Source organism: Kitasatospora sp. NPDC092948 (assembly GCF_044754805.1).
Classification (GTDB): domain Bacteria; phylum Actinomycetota; class Actinomycetes; order Streptomycetales; family Streptomycetaceae; genus Kitasatospora.
On sequence record NZ_JBIVPU010000006.1, the window covers coordinates 267,330 to 286,904 of the forward strand.

Below are 19,575 nucleotides of genomic sequence, written 5' to 3' on the forward strand. Positions count from 1 at the left end.
CCGTCGTCCGCAGCCCGCCGGAACATTCGCCCCCACCCCGAAACTTTCGCACCCCTCGGCGCGGACGCGCACCCCACCGCCTCCGGTGGCCGGGCACCCGCCCTGCACCACGCCCGGCCACCGGTGGGACCGCTCCGTACGCTGACGGGGAGTCAGCGTCGCGCCACCTTCCGTCGATTTGGCCAAATCGTTGCACGGCGGCGAATCCCGACAACCTGCCGCAAATCCAACCACTCTGCCCGGTACGCGAGTTGACTTGTGTGAGTGGTGTGGAGAAATTGGTGCGGCCCCGGGCCTTCCGTGGCGTGAATTCGATTCCATGCGCCAGTGAGTGAGTTGCCCATGCGTCGCCCCAGAGGCTTCCGCGCCGCCGCCGTGACGGCCACCGTCGGCCTGGTCTCCGCCCCCGCCGTCTACACGGCGTTCGCGGCCACCGGCTCCACCTCCACCGTGAACCTGCACCAGGCCAAGGATCTGCCGATCACCGCAGTCGGGTTCAGCGGCCACGGCACCTGCAACACCATTCCGAAGAGCCAGGACGGCTGGCACTTCGTCCTCTCCGGCAACAGCACCGACTTCGTCACCCTCACCGTCACCTTCGAGCCGGGCGGCCGCCAGGTCGTCACCGACTTCGGCCCGCCGAGCACCAAGCACGCCTACGTCGGATCGCCCAAGGGCGCCAAGCTCACCTCGGCGGTCGCCGAGGTCCGCGGCGACGTCAACAAGGTCAACTTCAACCTCGGCGACACCTGCCCCGCGACCGAGAGCGTCCCCACTCCCTCGGGCTCCCCGAGCCCGTCGCCGTCCACCGGCCCCAGCCCCTCGGCGTCGGCGTCGGCGTCGGCGTCGGCGAACCCGAGCCCGTCCGCGTCGGCGAGCCCGAGCGAGAGCGCCTCGCCGTCGGCCGGTGCGAGCGAAGGCCCCGCCGAGTCGCCGTCCCCGAGCAACTCCCCCTCGCCGGAGCCGTCCGCGAGCGACTCGCCGTCCGCACAGCCGTCCGCGCAGCCGTCCGAGTCCGCCGCCCCGAGCGAGAGCCCCGCCACCGGTCCGAACGAGAGCCCCGCGCCGTCGACCGGCCCGAGCGAGAGCCCTGCCGAGTCGCCGCTCCCGTCGCCTTCGCCTTCGCCTTCGTCCAGCAACGCGCCGTCGGAGTCCCCGGCCGAGTCCGCCGCCCCGTCCGACAGCCCCTCCCCCTCGGCCGCCCCGTCCGACAGCCCCTCCGAGTCGCCGACCGACAACCCCTCGGACCGTCCCTCGGAGTCCCCGGCCGAGTCGCCGAGCGACAGCGGCGCACCGTCCGACGCGGCCTCGGCCACGCCCGCTCCGCCCGTCGGTGCCTCGGACGGAGCGGCGCCCGCCGCGACCGCCCCGCAGGGTGACAGCCTCGCCTTCACCGGCACGGACGTCCTCGGCACCACCCTGGTCGGCCTCGGGCTGATCGGCGCGGGCAGCGCGCTGGCGATGCGCCGCCGCAAGGGCACCCACAGCTGAGTCCCGCCGCTCGCAGCGGAGTTCACGCCCCGGCCGGGGCCGACGGAGCATCAGCGGATCCACCATCGGACCCGCCGCCCCGCCGGCCCCGGTCGGCATTCCGCCGCCGGCCGATGCCCTCCGAGCTCGATGGGCCGCCGGGGCGACCGGCCACGGCTGTTCAGGCGGTTCTTGCCGACCCACCCGGTTTCCGACGATCCCCTACCCCCGGCCACCGCCAGCATGGGGTGACCGCTTCGGCCCTGCGCCCCCGAAACCCCGGGGACCCGATGCGGGAGAGGAGAAGTTCCCGATGCGCGCACTCACCCGCGCGGGCCGGGCGACGACGACCGTCGCGATGGCCTTCCTCCTGTTCGCCGGCGTCTCCACCAGCGCCCATGCCGCCACCGGGTCGTTCACCTACGTCTCGCAGGACGGGGACAACTTCGAGATCGACGACCCGCCCAACGGCCGCTGCCTGCCCCTGTTCGACGGCGCCGCATTCATCGACAACGAGACGGACACGCCCGCCTTCCTGTACCGCACGCCGGGCTGCCACGACCTCTTCGACTCGATGGAGCCCCACACAACGAAGAGCTACCCCACCAACGGCGGCCCGTTCTTCGTCGAGTTCCTTTAGGCACGTCCGGACCGGGTCGGGCGCAGCACGAAGACGTTCGGCCGGTGCGCCCGGCCGGACGGCGAAGCCTGGAGAGCCCGGGGCTCGATGGACCGGGATCGCCGCCCCTCGGCCTCCGCCTCCGCCGCCATCTCCCGTCTCCTCCTCTGCCTCCGCCTCCGTCCCCGCCTCCGCCGCATGCCCGCTGCGCCGCCCCGTATTGCACCGGCCGGTGCAGAACGGTTAGCGTACTCGTATGGCGAGACCGCGATCGTTCGACGAGAACCAGGTCCTGGACACGGCGATGCGCACGTTCTGGGCGAACGGCTACGAGTCGACCTCGACCCGGGATCTGTGCGAGGCGCTCGGCCTGGACCGCAGCAGCGTGTACAACGCCTTCACCAACAAGCGCGAGCTGTTCAAGCGCGCGCTGATCCGGTACATGGACACCACCACCGCCGAGCAGCTGCGGATCCTCGACGATCCCGAACTGCCGGCGATCGAGCGGATCCGCGCGGTGTTCGCGAAAATCCTCCGGTCGGAGGCGGACAACCGGCGCGACGGCCACGGCCTCGGCTGCCTGGTCGTCAACACCACGATGGAACTCGCCGCGCGCGACCCGGAGATCGCCCTGCTGCTCGACCGGGACAACGAGCGGCGGCTCGCCGACCTGAGCGCCGTCATCGCGAGCGGGCAGCGCAACGGCGACATCGGCTCCGCCCGCCCGGCCGCCGAGCTCGCCAGGTTCGTCAATGCCGTGATCGCCGGAATCCGGGTGTCCGCCCAGGGCGGCGCGGACGACGCCACCGTCGCGGCCATCGCCGCCACGGCCGTGGACGCCCTGACCTGACCCGACCGCCCGAGCCGGCACGACCCGATCCGACCCGATCGATCCGGCCCGAGGCCCGACCTGATCTGACCTCCGCCCTCACGCCGGACGCTTTCTCGCGCCTGCGCGCACTTCCCTGCCCGCATTCTGCACCGTTCGATGCAAAAAGGAGTTTCCGTGCCCCGAGCCATCTACGTCCTGGCGATCGGCATCTTCGCCATGGTGACCAGCGAGTTCGCGGTCGGCGGCCTGATGCCCGAGATGGCAGCCGGTCTCGGCGTGACCATCCCTCAAGTCGGCTATCTGATCACCGCGTTCGCGGTGGCGATGTCGGTGGGCGGTCCGCTGATGACCGTCGCCTTGGTGCGGATACGCCCGAAGCCGGCACTCCTGCTGTTGTTCGCCGTGTTCCTGGTGGGCAATGTGCTCGCGGCTGTCGCGCCCTCCTACCCGGTCATGATGGTCGCGCGCGTGGTCACCGGCGTCGCCTCGCAGGCGTTCTTCGGGATCGCCATCTCGGTTGCCGTCCAGCTGAGCCGCCCGGAGGTGCGCGGACGTGCCGTCGCCGTCGTCCTGAACGGTTTGATGCTGGGTACCCTGCTGGGCCTGCCGCTGTCCACCCTGATCGGCGGACAGTTCGGCTGGCGCGCCGCGTTCTGGGCCGTCGGCGTGCTGACCGTCCTTGCTGCTCTCGCCACCACGGCGGGCGTTCCCGCGCTCGGGCGCGCCGACGGCGGCGACGGCAACGGCGGCTTCCGGCAGGAGGTGGCGGTGTTCCGGAACCGCCGGCTGTGGCTGGCGCTGCCGACCAGCACCCTCATCATCGGCGCGACCTTCGCCGCGTTCAGCTACCTCAGCCCGATCCTCACCCGGGTCACGGGGTTCTCCCCGGGGACCGTTCCCCTGCTGCTGGTCGCGTACGGCGCGGCCACCGTGGTCGGCAATTCCGTCGTGGGCCGCCTCGCCGACCGGCACACCACCGGCGTTCTGCTGGCCGGACTGGTGCTCAACGCCGCCTTCCTGACCGGCTTCGCACTGTTCGCCCACCTCCCCGTCCCCGCGGTGGTCGCGATGCTGGGCGTCGGGCTGGTGGGGGTGACCATGAACCCGGCGATGACCGTCCGCATCCAGCGCGCCGGCAATCCCGGGCCGCTGGTCAACACCGTCCACGCGTCCTTCATCACCCTCGGGGTGATCATCGGTTCAGCGGTCGGCGGGCTGGCCATCGACAGCTTCGGGCTGCGGGCCCCGCTCTGGCTGGGCGTCGGGCTGGCCCTACTGGGGCTGGTGTCGCTGCTGCCCGACCTCCGTCGCACCAGGGCGGTGCCGCCGGCGGAGAGCCCCAGTCCGGAGCGGGTAGGAACGGCCTCCTGACGGATCGTCTCCGCTGGCCACGGCCCCTCCCGGTGGCCTGCACACGCGGCACAGGACGCGTCCGGAATGGCGGCCATTGGCACGCAATGGCCGCCGCGTCCTGATGCTGTCGAGGCCGCTTCCTGACACCCGAGAGCCCTTTCGTGCGACCCCGAACAGCGGCGAAGCTGTTCATCGCCGGCCAGGGCGAGCCCCCGGACCGGCAGCCGAGCGAGACGCCAACCGCGGGGCGTGCGACCGGTTTTGATCTCTCCTTCCACATGCGTCAGAACCTTCGTCAGAACCTTCGTCGGATCCCACGTCAGGGACCGCATCAGAGTCTGCGTCAGAGCCTGCGACAGAGCAGGACCGACCACGCGCCTGCCGCGCCGCACCCCCGCCTCGTTCCTCGCGCCACCGACTCCGGCGCGCCCACTTACGACGATTCGGAGCACAGTCGTGCCACTCTCGTTCCTGTCCAAGCGCGCCACCGTCCGAAGCCTGGCCGGCCTCACCGCGGCTGCCCTCGGCAGCGTGGCCCTGACGGGGCTCGGTACCCGCTTTGCGCCCCCGGCCTTCGCGTCGTCCACCGTCAACGGCCCGATCTCGGCCGCCGAGATCCTCTCCCGCGCCCAGTCCTGGGTCAACGAAGCCGTGCCGTACAACCAGGGCGCGTTCAAGACGGATGCCAACGGCACCTACCGCGAGGACTGCTCCGGCTTCGTGTCGATGGCCTGGCACCTGGACCAGAGCCTGATCGTGACGACCGGCGGCCCCTACTTCACCACCGCCGACGGCAAGGGCAATCCGCTCTACGACACCCCCACCGGTTCGGTCGGCGATCTCACCGGCCTCCAGCCCGGCGACGCCGTCGCCTACCCGGGCCAGCACATCTTCCTGTTCGCCGGCTGGACCAACAAGGCCACCGGCGACTTCACTTACTACGCCGAGTCCAACCCGAGCCACCCCACCCACGGCCCGACCTCGGCGAACATCCACAGCTCGACAATCGAAGGCTGGCCCACCTCCGGCTACGTCGGCCTGCGCTACAAGAACCTCGCCGCGTCCGCCCCCAACGCCCCCGGGGCCCCTGCGGCGGCCACGTCCAGCGGGGTTCTCTACGGCACCACCACGTTCACGGCATCGGCGCCCGGCGCCACCTCGGTCACGTACAGCGTCGACGGCACCGCCGTGGGCACCTCCACCGCCGGCCCCAACTTCTCGCTCACCTGGGACAGCACTCAGGTCGCCGACGGGAACCACACCGTCACCGCGGTCGCCTCCAACGGCTCGGCCGCCTCCGCCGCTTCTGCGGGCACCGGCTTCCAGGTGTCGAACGGCTACCACCCGACACCCCTGATCGAGCCCAACGGCGGTGTGGACATCTTCACCCACGCGGCCAACGGGCACCTCGTCTCCACTTTCAAGGCCCCGGGCGACCCGCAGTGGCACACCTACGACCTGTCGACCGACCCGAACGTCAACTCCCCCCAGTTCACCGGGACTCCGGCGACGTTGATCGAGCCCAACGGCGGCGTCGACGTCCTCACCAACGCCAACGGGCACCTCGTCTCCACCTTCAAGGCCCCGAACGACCCGCAGTGGCACACCTACGACCTCACCACCGACCCGAACGTCAACTCCCCGCAATTCACCGGAACTCCGGCAACACTGATCGAACCCAACGGCGGCGTCGACGTCCTCACCCGCACCACCAACGGGCACCTCGTCTCCACCTTCAAGGCCCCGGGCGACCCGCAGTGGCACACCTACGACCTCACCACCGACCCGAACGTCAACTCCCCGCAATTCACCGGAACTCCGGCAACACTGATCGAGCCCAACGGCGGCGTCGACGTGCTCACCAACGCCAACGGGCACCTCGTCTCCACCTTCAAGGCCCCGGGCGACCCGCAGTGGCACACCTACGACCTCACCACCGACCCGAACGTCAACTCCCCCCAGATGTAGCCGATTCGGCTGCTCCTGGCCGCGCAGCCCGCGAACTCCGGTTCCTGCAACTCCCGTTGACGGGAGGGGTGCAGGACCCGGAGTTCGCGGGCTTTCCCGGTGCCGGCCCCGATGGGCTGTGGCGGGGCCGCTGCGGTGCGGCTGTTGGAGGACCGATCGGCCCGGGGGTTGGGGTCAGGTGGTCTCGGGCTGCCAGAGGGACGCCGGGTCGGTGCGGAGGCGGTGGACGGTGGTCAGGGCGGCTCCGCGGACGGGGCCTCGGCGGGCCAGGGGGGAGGCGCGGAGGGCGTCTTCGGGCCAGGGGCGGACGCGGATCAGGGCGGCGAGTTCGGTGCGCATGGCGGGCAGCAGCCAGTGCGCCAGGTCGGCGTACGCGCCGCCGAGGACCAGGGTGGTGGGGTCGATCAGGTTGACGGCGGCGGCGAGGGCGGTGCCGAGGGCGGTTCCCGCATGCCGGAGGGCGCGCAGCGCGGCGGGGTTCCCGGCCGTTGCGGCGCTCGCCAACTCCGCTACGGCGTCCGCAGTGTGCGGGATCGTCAGGTCGGCTGCGCGCAGGACGGCGGCGAGGCCCGCGTACGGTTCGAGGCAGCCGCGGGCGCCGCAGGAGCAGGGGCGGCCATCGGGGCGGACGGTGAGGTGGCCGAGTTCGCCGGCGAAGCCCTGGACACCCCGGAACAGGCGCCCGTCGAGGACGAGTGCGCCGCCGATGCCCTCGCCGGCCGAGATGTGGACGAAGGTGCCGGAGCCGACGCCCTGCCAGAGTTCGGCCAGCGCACCGAGGTTGGCCTCGTTCTCGACGGCGGGGGCGGTGCCCGGGCCGGGCCATTCGGTGGCGAGGTCGAGGTGGTGCCAGTCGAGGTTCGGGGCGTGTTCGAGGTAGTGGCCGGAGCCGTCGGGCGGGACGCGGACGCTGCCCGGCACGGCGAGCACCCGGCCGACCACCCGCAGGCCGAGGGCGACGGCCTCCGCCTCGGCCTGCGCGGCGAGTTCGGCCAGTTCGGCGAGGGTCTGCTCGGCGGACCGGGCGGTGTTCGGGGCGGGTCGGTGGAGTTCGACCCGGACGTCGCCGCGCAGGTCGAGGACGCAGGCGCCGAGGTGCTCGACGCCGACCTCCAGGCCGAGTCCGGCCGGACCGCTGTCGTTCAGCATCAGTGCCCGGCCGGGGCGGCCGACCCGGCCGCTGCGTTCGAGTTCGCCCTCCACCAGCAGTCCGCCGCCGATGAGTTCGTCGACCAGGCTGGACACCGCAGTGCGGGTCAGTCCGGTGCGGCCGGCCACGTCGGCGCGCGACAGCGGGTGCTCGGCGGCGACGGTGCGCATCACCAGCGCGAGGTTCTGCCGTCGCATGTCCTGTTGGGAGGCGGGGCCGCGCCGCGGCGCGCGTTCGCCGTCGGCCGGCTGCTGCCCGTCCGCTGCCACGTTCTCTCGTCTCCGCTCCGCTGCCGCCCGGGCCGCCGTCACTGCTGCGCGCCGCCGCCTTGCAGGGCCGCCGCCTGCGAAATGGTAGTCGCGATCCGTTCGAGCGCCGCGTCGTCGCGTTCGAGCGCGGGCAGCACCGGCCCGTCGGCGGTGCCCCAGCGGCGGGCGACGGCGTCGGCGGGCTCGCCGGTGAGCAGCGCGGCGGCCTGGGCGGCGGCGCCGAGGGCCACCGGCTCGCGGGCGGCGGGCAGTTGGACGGGGCGGCCGGACAGCCGGCGCACCGTGTCCTGCCAGGCGCGGCCTCGGGCGCCGCCGCCGATCAGCAGCAGTGGCTGTGCGGGGTCCGGGCGGGTCGGGGCGTCGACGGCGAGGACGTCGTCGAGGGCGGCGAGCAGCGAGTGCGCGGCGCCGTCGTAGGCGGCCTGGAGGAGTTGGCCTGCGGTGGTGTCGTGGCGCAGGCCGTGCAGCAGGCCGCTGGCGTGCGGGAGGGCGGGGGTGCGTTCGCCGTCGAGGTAGGGCAGCAGGACGGCGGTGCCGCCGGGTTCGACGGCTTCCCGGTCGCGGCCGAGCAGGGCGGCGATCCGGTCCACGGCGAGCGTGCAGTTGAGGGTGCAGGCGAGGGGCAGCCAGTTGTCGAGGGCGTCGGCGAAGCCGGCGACGGTGCCGGTGGGGTCGGCGGGGCGGGTGCGGGCGACGGTGTAGACGGTGCCGGAGGTGCCGAGGCTGAGCACGGGGGTGCCGGCGGTGAGGCCGAGTCCGAGGGCGGCGGCCATGTTGTCGCCGGTGCCGGTGGCGATCGGGGTGCCGGGGCGCAGCGGTCCGCCGGGGCGGGCCGGGCCGGCGGCGGTGCCGGTGGGGGCGACGGCGGGGAGCAGGGCCGCGTCGAGGCCGATCCGGGCGAGGACGGCGGGGTGCGGGCCGTCGGGGGTCCACCAGCCGGTGCCGGACGCGTCGCCGCGGTCGGTGACGGCGTGTCCGGTGAGGCGTTCGGTGAGGTAGTCGTGCGGGAGCCGGACGGCGGCGGTGCGGTCGGCGTTCGCGGGTTCGTGGGTGCGCAGCCAGGCCCATTTGGTGGCGGTGAAGGACGCGCCGGGGACGCTGCCGAGTTCGGCGGCCCACCAGTCGGCGCCGAACTCCCTTACGAGTTCGGCGGCTTGGGGTGCGGAGCGGACGTCGTTCCAGAGCAGTGCGGGCCGGACGGGGTGCCCGGCGGCGTCCAGGGCGACCAGCCCGTGCTGCTGTCCGCCGATCGCCAGTGCCTGGGCGCGGTCGGCCCAACCGGTGGCGGCGACGGCGGTGTTGAGGGCGTCCCACCACTGTTCGGGGTCGCTCTGCTGACCGTGCCGGGAGTCGACCCGGTGCGGGGCGCGGCCTTCGCCGAGGACGCGTCCGGTCCCGGCGTCGACGGCGAGGGCCTTGGTGGACTGGGTCGAGCTGTCGACGCCGATCACCACCTGCGGGTGTGCCATGGGCGCGTCCTCCTGTCATTTCCGGGCGGATCCGGGCGGATCCGGGCAGGTCCCGACGGGTCCGACCGGGGTCCTGGCGGGTCCGGCGGGCGGCGGGTCCTGCGCGGGGGCTTCCCTCGCGGGCCGACCCATATTAATTTGTCTTCCGGCCTGACGAATAGACTCACGTCGTTCCCGGTCGATGGCCCTCGGTCGATCCCCAGCGTTTGGAGTACGCGATGAGCCGACTCTCCCCCACCCCCGCCGACAAGTTCACCTTCGGCCTGTGGACGGTCGGCTGGCAGGGCCGCGACCCGTTCGGCGACGCCACCCGCCCGGCGCTGGACCCGGTCGAGACGGTGGAGCGGCTGGCGGCGCTGGGCGCGTACGGCGTGACGTTCCACGACGACGACCTGATTCCGTTCGGCTCCTCGGACGCCGAACGCGAGGCGATCGTCAAGCGGTTCGCGGCCGCCCTGGAGTCCACCGGCCTGCGGGTGCCGATGGCCACCACCAACCTGTTCACCCACCCGGTGTTCAAGGACGGCGCGTTCACCGCCAACGACCGCGACGTGCGCCGCTACGCGCTGCGCAAGACCGTCCGCAACATCGACCTGGCCGTCGAACTGGGCGCCACCGTGTACGTCGCCTGGGGCGGCCGCGAGGGCGCGGAGCACGGCGCGTCCAAGGACGTCCGCACCGCGCTGGACCGGCTGAAGGAGGCGTTCGACCTGCTCGGCGAGTACGTCGTCGAGCAGGGCTACGACCTGCGCTTCGCGATCGAGCCGAAGCCGAACGAGCCGCGCGGCGACATCCTGCTGCCCACCATCGGCCACGCGCTGGCGTTCATCGAGCGGCTGGAGCGGCCCGAACTGGTCGGCGTCAACCCGGAGGTCGGCCACGAGCAGATGGCGGGCCTCAACTTCCCGCACGGCATCGCGCAGGCGCTGTGGGCGGGCAAGCTGTTCCACATCGACCTGAACGGCCAGTCCGGCATCAAGTACGACCAGGACTTCCGGTTCGGCGCGGGCGACCTGCGCCAGGCGTTCTGGCTGGTCGACCTGCTGGAGTCGGCCGGCTACCAGGGCCCGCGCCACTTCGACTTCAAGCCGCCGCGCACCGAGGACTTCGACGGCGTGTGGACGTCCGCGGCCGGCTGCATGCGCAACTACCTGCTGCTGAAGGAGCGCGCCCGCGCGTTCCGCGCCGACCCGGAGGTCCAGGCCGCCCTGCGCGCCGCCCGCCTCGACCGGCTCGCGCAGCCCACCGCCGCGGACGGCCTCGCCGCCCTGCTCGCCGACCGCACCGCGTTCGAGGACTTCGACGTCACCGCCGCCGCCGAACGCGGCATGGCGTTCGAACACCTCGACCAGCTCGCCATGGAGCACCTCCTCGGCGCCCGCTGAGCCCCGTCGCGCCGACGGGCGTCCGGTCCCGGCCGGATGTCCGCCGGCGCGGACACACCCCCGCCACACCTCGTCCATCAATGTGTCAACCTCCGCCATCTGCCTGGATCTTGAGCGGAAACCGCTGGCATCCTGGGGTGACCGAAGAGGCAACGGGGTGGGAGGAAAGATGCCGGACAAGGTCACGCCGCTGCGCACGGCGCCGCGCCTGGGCACGTTCAACGGGTTCGGCCGGACCATGCTGGGCAAGACCCGCGTGGACGCCGACGGGGCGTGTTTCGCCACCCGCTGGTTCACCATGGTGATGCTGCCGATCTGGCCGCTCGGCCGGTACTACCTCAAGGAGGGCGAGACCGTCCACGTCGACGGACGGCGCGGCGCCTCCTCCAGCACCACGGAGTACGCGTTCCTCGGCCAGGCCGAACTGCGCGGCAGCGAGATCCTCCGGACCTATCTGTTCTGCTGGGTGGTCGTGCCGGTCGTCATCCTCGGCCCGGTGACGGTCATGTGCATCAACGACAAGGGCTTCAGCCGCGATCACGGACTCCTGTTCATCGCGCTGCTGTTCGGCCTCCCGATCGTCGGCATGATCGTGGTGGCGTGGCTGCTGGTGCTCCACGCAAAGGTTCTGGCACCATTGCGCGAGCCGCAGTGGGTGGAATCCGCCCCGGCGCGCCGCAGGGCCTGAACCCCGCGCGCCGGCACACCGCGGTCGGCCCGCGTCGGACGGACGCTCGGGGCCGGCTCCGCACGGACGCGACCACCCTTTCCTGACGACAGCACCGACTGCCGCCCGCCGGACGGCAGTTCCGGTCGTCGGCGCAGCGGCACCGCACCGCACCCCGCCACCGGAAAGGTCTGCTTCCCCATGCGCCCCACCCTGTTCACCGTCGAGCGGCCCGGTCCCGGCCGCCTGAGCACCATGGCCCGGCCGCGCGGCGGCGACTGGCTGGCAGGCGAGCTGACCGCACTCGCCGCCGCCGGCACGACCGACCTGGTCAGCGCGCTGACACCGGCCGAGTGCGCCGAACTCGGGCTGACCGCCGAGCCGGAACTCGCCGTCGCCGCCGGGCTGCGCTTCCACAGCCTGCCGATACCGGACTACTCCACCCCTTCGCACGCCCGAGTGCGGCCCGCGCTCGAAGAGTTGGCGGGGCGGCTGCGGGCCGGCGGGCAGCTGGTCCTGCACTGCCGGGCCGGCATCGGCCGCTCCTCGCTCCTCGCGGCCTCCGTCCTGATCCTGGACGGCATGCCCGCCGACACCGCGTGGGAACGCCTGGCCCGCGCCCGCGGCCTGTCCGTCCCGGACACCGCCGAACAGCGCGCCTGGACCGACGTCCTCCGCTCCCCCGCGCCCTGACGGCCCCTCGACTGCTGCGGCGACTCCCGGCACGGTGACGGCACAGGCGTTCCTGGCGTTCGGATGATCCTGGCGTTCGGGTGGTCCGCCCGTGTCGCGGGACGTGCGCACCCGTGCCGGAGTCGGGCCCGCCTACCGTGAAAACCCCGGTCACTGCCCGTGGTGACGGTGGTCCCATGGGAGGGCCGATGTCCCCGTCCGCGTCGAAGCCCGGGCCGCCCGAGCAGTCTCCGCCCGGCCCGCGGCGGGGGGTGCTGTGGCGGATGGGCCGGTGGTGTGCGCGGCATCCGGTGGTGGTGATCGTCGGGTGGCTGCTGGTGCTGGCGGGCGCGCAGGCGGCCAACCGGACGGTGGGCGGAGCGTACTCGGACGACTTCTCGCTGCCCGGTTCGCAGTCGCAGCGCGGCGGCGACGTCCTGCAGGCGCACGAGCCGTCCGTGGGCGGGACGAGCGCGCAGGTGGTGCTGCACGACGACCGGCCGCTGACGGACTTTCAGGCGCAGGTCGACCAGGCGGTGACGTCGCTGCAGCACCTGCCGCACGTGCTGTCCGCGCAGAATCCGCTGCCCCCGCCGGGGCAGAGCGCGCCGCCGGGCGGTGCGCTGTCCTCGGACGGGAGTACGGCGTACATCACCGTCCGGTTCGACACCAGTCCGGCCGCCCTCGGCAGCGGCTATCTGCCACAGGTGGACGCGGCGGTGGCGCCGCTGCGGCAGGCCGGGGTGCAGGTCGAGTACGGGGGCCCGCTGGGCGAGTTGGCGCGGCCCGCGGCGGACGACCGGGTGAGCGAGCTGATCGGGTTCGCGGTGGCGGTGCTGGTGCTGCTGGTCGGGTTCGGCAGTGTGATCGCGGCGGGGCTGCCGCTGGTCAGCGCGCTGGTCGCGGTGGTGGTGGGACTCGGTCTGCTGGGCCTGCTGGCGGCGCTGACCACGTTCGCGACGGTCGCGCCGACGCTCGCCACGATGATCGGGCTGGGCGTCGGCATCGACTACGCGCTGTTCCTGTTGACCCGCCACCGGCAGAACCTGATGGACGGCGCGGATCCGCCGACCGCCGCCGGCCACGCGGTGGCGACCAGCGGCCGGGCGGTGCTGATCTCCGGCTGCACGGTGGTGATCGCGCTGGCGGGCCTGTCGGTGTCGGGCATCGCGTTCATGGCGAAGCTGGGCCTCGCCGCGGGCGTCACGGTGGTGACGGCGGTGTGCGGGGCGCTGACGCTGCTGCCCGCGATGATGGGTCTGATCGGCCGCCGGATGGATCGTTTCCGCGTGCGCACACCGGTCGCGGAGGGCACCGGGGCCGGCGAGGAGTCGGCGACCGGCGTGTGGCACCGGTACGCGCGGCGGGTCGAGCTCCGCCCGTGGTGGTACCTGGCGGCGGGGCTGGCGACGGTGGTGGTCCTGGCGGTGCCGCTGCCGTCGATCCAGCTCGGGCACATCGACGACGGCGCGGACCCGGTGTCGTTCACCGACCGGCGGGCGTTCGACCTGATGTCCGCCGCGTTCGGGCCGGGTTCCAACGGGCCGCTCACGGTGGTGGTCGACCAGACGTCCGTCCCGGCCGCGGACCGTCCCGCACTCGCGTCGTCCGTGCAGCAGGCGCTGACGAACGTCCCGAACGCGGCGGGCACCGCACCGTTGCAGACCAGCGGCGACGGCGACGTGCTGTTCACCACCGTCACCCCGGCGCAGGTCCCGCAGGACCGGGCCACCACCGACCTGGTGGGCCACCTGGTGGACACCGTGCTGCCGGACGCCGCCCGGGGAACGTCCGCGGCCACCTACGTCACCGGCACCACGGCGGCGCAGGTGGACTTCCTGGACCTGGTGGCGAGCCGGCTGGTGCCGATCATCGCCGTGGTCGTCTCCCTCGCGTTCCTGATCATCCTGCTGGTGTTCCGGGCGCCGCTGGTCGCGCTGAAGGCGGCGATCCTCAACCTGGTGTCGATCGCCGCCTCGTACGGGGTGCTGGTCGCGGTGTTCCAATGGGGTTGGGGCGGACCGGCGTTGGGCGTGGCGGGGAAGGTCCCGGTCGAGAGCTACGTGCCGATGATGATGTTCGCGATCGTCTTCGGTCTGAGCATGGACTACGAGGTGTTCCTGCTGTCCCGGGTGCACGAGCGCTGGCTGGTGACCGGCGACAGCCGGGGTTCGGTGGCGCACGCGCTGGAGACGACGGCGCGGGTGATCGGCTGCGCGGCGTTGATCATGGTGAGCGTGTTCGCGGCGTTCATCGTCAGCGACAACGTGGTGATCAAGATGATGGGGCTCGGACTGGCCGTCAGCGTGCTGATCGACGCGACGGTGGTGCGGCTGCTGATGGTCCCCGCCGCGATGACGCTGCTCGGCGACGCCGCCTGGTGGACGCCCCGCCGGCTGGACCGGGTGCTCCCGCACATCGACACCGAGGGCGGCAACACCGGCCCGGCGCAGGGAAGTTGATCACGTCTTCGAAATCCGATGGCACACGTCCCGCTTGTGCGCGAACGGTGAAACCGGCATGCCCTGCCCCCTTGTCAGGCTCACCGATGCTGCCTATTTTCGTGCTCCAGGACTTCGGCCCCACCGGGCCGGGGCCGTCCACGACCGTCCGCCGAGCCGCGGCGCGACGGCCGGAGACACCCACAACGACCTGGAGGCGTCACATGACCGTTGCCACCCTCTCCGAGATCCGCGACGCCGGTCCGCTGCTGGTCGACGACGAGATCCTCGTCTTCGAGGACGACGACCGCGCGGACCACGACCCCACGGCCTGCCTGGCCGACCCGTGGGTCACCGCCACCACTCGCGTCGCCTGCGACTTCTGACGGTGACCGGGCCCATCGCCGGCCGCCGCCCCGGGTCCGACGAGATCTGGTCGTACCTGTTCGATCCGCGGATGCCGGCGATGGAGCACGGTTGGAAGCTCCACGTCTCTGCTCGCCCCGGCACCCTGGACGCCGTCACCGCCCTCGTCCTGCCGCTGCTGGAACAGCACGTCTGCCACCTCAAGCGGGCCCGCGACCCGGACACCCTGCGCACCCTCAACTCCGGTGTCCACAACGCCGCTTCGGTCGGCAAGGCGATCACGATCTACCCCGCGCCGGACGAGCTCCGGCCGCTGGCCCGCGCACTGGTCGCCGCACTGCGCGGACACCGGGGCCCGCAGATCGTCGGCGACCGCCGCCTCGACCCCGACGCGCCGGTCTACTACCGGTACGGCCCGTTCACCGCCGAGTACCGCACCGGCCGGGGCGGGCGACTGGAGTCCGTGATGACCGGCCCCGACGGCCGCGTCTTCGACGGCCTGGCCGGCACCGCGTACCGCTGCCCGCCGTGGGCCGAGGACCCGTTCGCACCGCTGCCCGCCCCCGGCAACTCCGGCCTCGGCGGCGGCCGTTACCGCGTCACCGGCGGCATCACCCGCAAGCCGCAGGGCAACGTCTACCGCGCCCTGGACCAGGTCACCGGCAGTCCCGTGGTGGTCAAGCAGGCCCGGGCGTACGTCGCCGAGGACGAGGGCGGCGCCGACACCCGCGACCGTCTGCGCCACGAGCGGGCGGTGCTCGCCCTGCTGGCCGCCCTGCCCGGGGTGCCGCGCCAGCTCGACTACTTCCGGCACCGCGACGACGAGTACCTGGTGATGACCGGCTGCGGCGACCGCGACCTGCGCCGCGACATCCAGACCCAAGGCCCGTACACCGAGGCCGAGTCGGGGCCGCGCAGCCTGCTCCCGCTGGCCCGCGACCTGCTCCGGATCCTGGACGGCATCCACGCGCGCGGCGTGGTCGTCCGCGACCTCAAGCCCAACAATGTGGTGCTCGCCCCCGACGGGCACCCCCGCCTGATCGACTTCGGCACCAGCGCCGTCCACGGCACCGGCCCCGCCGGCTCCACCCCCGGCTACAGCGACCCCGTCGTCCGCCGCGCCGTCGCACCCGAACCCGCCGACGACTACTACGGGTTGGGCATGACGCTGTACTTCGCGGCCACCGGCATGGACCCGGTGATCCTCGACCCCGACCACGCCGTCAACCGTGAACGCACCCTCGCCGCACTGGAGTTCGCGCTGCCCGGACCGGCACACCGCCAAGTCCGCTCACTCGTCGCCCAGTTGACGGACCCTTCGGCAGCGGCCCGCTCGGCGGGCGCGAGCCTCCTCCGCGACTTCGCCCAACCTTCCGCCGCCGGGCCGCAGTTCACCCACTCGAACCCCGGACCGGAGCTCGTCCGCTCGCACCCGCGCCTCTCGCCCGACCTGCTCGCCGAGATCCTCGACCACACCACGGCGTACTGCCTCGCCGAAGCCCGCCGGATCGCCGACGGCGGCGCCGACCTGGTCGACCTCTACAGCGGCAGCGCGGGCCTCGGACTGGAACTGCTCCACCACCTCGACCACCCGGGCGTCCGCGACGCCGTCACCGCGCTCGCCGACTGGACCGCACGCCGAACCCGGTCGCTGCCACCGGGGTTGTACTCCGGCCGGACCGGCGTCGACCTGTTCCTCGCCGCCGCAGGCCTCCCGCCCGGACCCACCGTCGAGCTCCCCGCCCACGGCCCGGACGGCGGCCCGCCGGAGGCCGACCTGATCGACGGCGTCGCCGGCATCGGCCTCGGCCACCTCCTTCTCGCCCGGTACGACGAACCTCGCCACGACCCCCGCCACGACCGCCACCTCGCCGTCGCCGCCACCTGCCACGAACTGCTCGTCACCGGCCGCGCCCGCCTCACCCCCACCGCCGGTCCGCGCCCGGGCGACGCCGCCCTGTCGCAGGGCCTCGCCCACGGTGACGCCGGAGTCGCGTACTTCCTCCTCGAGTACGCCCACACCACCGGCGACCCGGCCGCCCTGGAACACGCGCGGCGCGCCTGCGCCGAACTCGCCGCCGCCACCCCCGCGATCATCACCGCCGCCGACCACCCTGCGGCCACCCGCCGTTACGGCTCCTGGTGCCGCGGCCTGGCAGGCATCGGCACCGTCCTGGCCCGCGCCGCGGACCGGCTCGGCGACCCCGCGTACCGCACCCTCGCCGAGCAGTCCGCCCGCACCTGCCTGGCCATCGCCCCGCGCATGCCCCTGGTCACCCAGTGCTGCGGCCTGGCCGGCGTCGGCCACCTGATGCTCGAACTCGCCCCTGCCGCCGAGGAGTTCCACACCGCCGCGACCACCGTCGCCACCCTCCTGCTCACCCGCACCGCCGGCCCCCCGACCCGCCCGGTCTTCCCCGACCCCGGCCTCTCCCGCCCCGCGTTCCCCTACGCCACCGGCACCGCCGGCGTCCTCTCCTTCCTCCGCCGCCTGGCCGCGCCCGCCGGGACCGGCCACGCCGAGCTGCTCCCCTGACGGGCCGTCGGCCTCAGGAGGCCGCGGCGGCCATCATCCGCAGCAGACCGGACAAGTCCCGCTCGAAGGTGAACTCCCGTAGCAGGGTGGTCCATTGGCCGTTCTCCCGACGCCAGACGAAGCTGTACCGGGCCTGGACGTCACCCTCGGTGCGGTACATGACGACCGTGCCCTGGTCGCCGTGCCGGCTGGTGGCCACGAACCGGACGTCGTCGATGCTCTCGCCCACCCGCGCGCCCTGGTCCCGCAGGCTGCGGAAGCGGGCCATGAAGTCGGCCTTGGTCAGCACCGCCATCCGCCCCGCCTCGTCGACCCGCACGTTCTCGAACTCCGGGTCGTAGAGCGCGTCGAGCGCGTCGACGTCCATCGCCAGCCCGGCCGCCAGGTACGCCCGCATCCGCTCGACCAGCGCCTCGTCCATGTCCCGCTCCCCTGTGATCGCCGCCCCACGACACCCCGGCCCACTGCCGCGGCGCGCTTGCTTCGACCACCACGATGGCGCGTCCCGATGTCGGATCACCGGCATCCCGCCGTCGGCTCGCTGTCAGCACCGGCGTGGCGGCGGCCGACTGCCCACTGCCGCCCGCACCGCACGCACGCGGGCGGGCGGGCGGGCGGCCTGTATCCGACGGAACGTCACATCCAGTCCACCGAAGGGGCCGGGAACCACACGTACCCGTGGCGACGCCAGGCCGGCGCCTGCGCGCCCAGGCGGGTGCGCAGGTCGTCCCAGCTGCGGGCGGGGCCTGCCGTCCAGGCGCGTTCGGCGAGGCCGGGGAGGCGCGGCAGCAGCAGGAAGGCCAGGTCGTCGGCGTCGTTCACGCTCTCGCACCAGATCGCCGCCTCGAATCCGGCGACCTCGAACGGGGCGTCCGTGTCGATGCCCGCGATCGGTCCGGTGCAGGTCTGCCGGACGGTCGACGGCGGGTAGGCCTGGAGGCCGAGCCGGCTGCGCCGCTCCTCGGCGTCGCCGTCGACGGTCTCCGCGTAGGGGCGGTCGAGGTAGGCGCGGCCCGCGGAGGAGACGATGACCCGGGCGCGCTGCTCCGCCATCCGGTCGGTGTCCTCGGCAGCGTCGCGGGCCCCTTCGAGGAGCAGCTCGGCGAACTGCGGCGGAAGCATCGCCATGAACGGGCCGTCCGGGTCCGGCGTCACCTCGTCGTCGATCCACAGCTGGACGATTTCGCCGGGGGCGCCCGCCGTGCGGACGGTCTCCTGCCAGCCGATCGGCTCCTTGCCGTGGGCGCGCACCCGCTCGCGGGCCCGGGCCACGAAGGCGTGGTGGTCGGCGGCGGGCATCCCGAACGGTTCGTCGCCGCCGATGTGCAGAAAGCGTCCGGGGGTGAGCGCGGCGAGTTCGGCGAGCACGTCGTCGACGAACTGCCAGACCTGCTCGCGCCCGGGCTCCAGCCACACCGGCCGGAACTCGCCCGCCAGGAGTTTCGCCGTCAGTTCCCCGATCGAGCTCGGCACGGGTGTCGGCGCCGCCGAGCTCAGCCCGGGACAGGCGAGGATCGCGGCGGTGCTGTGGCCCGGCATGTCGATCTCGGGCACCACGGTGATGAAGCGTGCCGCCGCGTGGGCGACGAGTTCGCGGTACTGGGCCTGGGTGAAGTAGGTCCCGGGCTCGGCGTCGCGGGTCAGCTCCGGGCGGGACGCGATCTCCAGCCGCCAGGCCTGATCGTCCGTCAGGTGCAGGTGCAGCACGTTGAGCTTGTAGCGGTCCAGCAGGTCGATCACCCGGCGCACGTCCGGCACGGAGAACGTCGCCCGCGCCACGTCGAGCGACAGGCCGCGCCAGGCGAGTGCCGGACCGTCGGCGAGGGCGAGCGCGGGCAGTTCGACGCCGGCCGCGGTGGCCGGCAGTTGTTCGGCGAGGGCGATCAGGGTGGTCAGCGCGCGGTGCGCACCGGCGGGGGCGGCGGCCACCACGCGGATGCCGCCGGGCCCGACGGTGAGGGCGTGGCGTTCCGCGCCGGGGCCGTCGTCGGCCGGGCAGACGCCCCGGGCCGGCTGGACGGCCGCGACCTGCGGATCGGCCGGGTCCACGGTGACGGCGATCGCGCCCGGGCGGGGGGCTCCGACCTCGGGGCTCCCGAGTGCCACGCCGGTCTCCGCTGCGAGGCGTTCGACGAACACCCGGGCCGGTGCGAGGAGTTCGCCGCTCGCCACGACGACGGGCGTGCCGGGGCGCAGCAGGAAGCCCGCGTCCCCGGCCGGGGCGGCGGCCGTGCGGGGTACGGGGAGGATGCGGTGGAGTGCGGTGTCCGGCGACGTCGTCATGGCGGTCTCCTGTGGGTATTGCGCGGTCAACGGCAGGCTGCGGTCGGCCTGTCGGGTCTCCGGGGTTGCTGCGGGGCCGGCCGTCAGGTTCCGGC

15 protein-coding genes are annotated in these 19,575 nt (G+C 73.4%); 11 read left to right on the plus strand and 4 right to left on the minus strand.

The features are described from left to right. Positions 1–342: 342 nt before the first annotated feature. The 5 genes from ACIQF6_RS20585 (at position 343) to ACIQF6_RS20605 (ending at position 6,242) form a co-directional block, all read left to right on the plus strand. Positions 343–1,491: a hypothetical protein gene (locus ACIQF6_RS20585; protein WP_400896933.1), complete on the plus strand. Its 1,149-nt coding sequence runs from the start codon at positions 343–345 to the stop codon at positions 1,489–1,491. A gap of 292 nt (positions 1,492–1,783) precedes the next feature. Continuing rightward, positions 1,784–2,110: a hypothetical protein gene (locus ACIQF6_RS20590; RefSeq protein WP_400896935.1), complete on the plus strand. Its 327-nt coding sequence runs from the start codon at positions 1,784–1,786 to the stop codon at positions 2,108–2,110. Positions 2,111–2,345: 235 nt separating this feature from the next. Continuing rightward, a complete protein-coding gene (locus tag ACIQF6_RS20595; protein WP_400896937.1) occupies positions 2,346–2,939 on the plus strand; it encodes a TetR/AcrR family transcriptional regulator in 594 nt (197 codons plus the stop codon). Between the two features lie 156 nt (positions 2,940–3,095). After that, positions 3,096–4,292 (plus strand): MFS transporter, encoded by a 1,197-nt coding sequence (locus ACIQF6_RS20600; RefSeq protein WP_400896939.1) that lies wholly within the window; start codon positions 3,096–3,098, stop codon positions 4,290–4,292. A gap of 438 nt (positions 4,293–4,730) precedes the next feature. Continuing rightward, positions 4,731–6,242 carry an Ig-like domain-containing protein gene (locus ACIQF6_RS20605; RefSeq protein WP_400896941.1) on the plus strand — a complete coding sequence of 504 codons (1,512 nt, stop codon included), beginning with the start codon at positions 4,731–4,733 and terminating at the stop codon, positions 6,240–6,242. A 174-nt stretch (positions 6,243–6,416) separates the two neighbouring features. Here the strand turns inward: ACIQF6_RS20605 and ACIQF6_RS20610 are convergent, their stop codons facing one another. Next, positions 6,417–7,661 carry an ROK family protein gene (locus tag ACIQF6_RS20610; RefSeq protein WP_400896943.1) on the minus strand — a complete coding sequence of 415 codons (1,245 nt, stop codon included), beginning with the start codon at positions 7,659–7,661 and terminating at the stop codon, positions 6,417–6,419. A 38-nt stretch (positions 7,662–7,699) separates the two neighbouring features. Beyond that, on the minus strand, positions 7,700–9,130 hold the full coding sequence (gene xylB, locus ACIQF6_RS20615) for a xylulokinase (protein ID WP_400896945.1): 1,431 nt from the start codon (positions 9,128–9,130) through the stop codon (positions 7,700–7,702). 218 nt (positions 9,131–9,348) lie between these two features. On the opposite strand from xylB, the gene xylA reads away from it, so the two are divergent. From xylA to lanL, 6 genes are all read left to right on the plus strand, one after another. Next, positions 9,349–10,515 carry a xylose isomerase gene (gene xylA / locus ACIQF6_RS20620; protein WP_400896947.1) on the plus strand — a complete coding sequence of 389 codons (1,167 nt, stop codon included), beginning with the start codon at positions 9,349–9,351 and terminating at the stop codon, positions 10,513–10,515. A 169-nt stretch (positions 10,516–10,684) separates the two neighbouring features. Further along, positions 10,685–11,203: a hypothetical protein gene (locus ACIQF6_RS20625; RefSeq protein WP_400896949.1), complete on the plus strand. Its 519-nt coding sequence runs from the start codon at positions 10,685–10,687 to the stop codon at positions 11,201–11,203. Positions 11,204–11,383: 180 nt separating this feature from the next. Continuing rightward, positions 11,384–11,875 (plus strand): tyrosine protein phosphatase, encoded by a 492-nt coding sequence (locus ACIQF6_RS20630; protein WP_400896951.1) that lies wholly within the window; start codon positions 11,384–11,386, stop codon positions 11,873–11,875. 188 nt (positions 11,876–12,063) lie between these two features. Further along, positions 12,064–14,316: an MMPL family transporter gene (locus tag ACIQF6_RS20635; protein ID WP_400896953.1), complete on the plus strand. Its 2,253-nt coding sequence runs from the start codon at positions 12,064–12,066 to the stop codon at positions 14,314–14,316. A gap of 203 nt (positions 14,317–14,519) precedes the next feature. Then, positions 14,520–14,681 (plus strand): SflA family class IV lanthipeptide, encoded by a 162-nt coding sequence (locus ACIQF6_RS20640; RefSeq protein WP_400896955.1) that lies wholly within the window; start codon positions 14,520–14,522, stop codon positions 14,679–14,681. Between the two features lie 2 nt (positions 14,682–14,683). Beyond that, positions 14,684–17,197, plus strand: a complete 2,514-nt coding sequence (lanL, locus tag ACIQF6_RS20645; RefSeq protein ID WP_400896957.1) for a class IV lanthionine synthetase LanL — start codon at positions 14,684–14,686, stop codon at positions 17,195–17,197. A gap of 13 nt (positions 17,198–17,210) precedes the next feature. Here the strand turns inward: lanL and ACIQF6_RS20650 are convergent, their stop codons facing one another. Further along, a complete protein-coding gene (locus ACIQF6_RS20650; protein ID WP_400896959.1) occupies positions 17,211–17,618 on the minus strand; it encodes a nuclear transport factor 2 family protein in 408 nt (135 codons plus the stop codon). Between the two features lie 215 nt (positions 17,619–17,833). Further along, the gene (locus ACIQF6_RS20655) at positions 17,834–19,480 is read right to left on the minus strand and encodes a family 20 glycosylhydrolase (RefSeq protein ID WP_400896961.1); all 1,647 of its coding nucleotides are present in this window, start codon (positions 19,478–19,480) and stop codon (positions 17,834–17,836) included. Positions 19,481–19,575 lie beyond the last annotated feature (95 nt).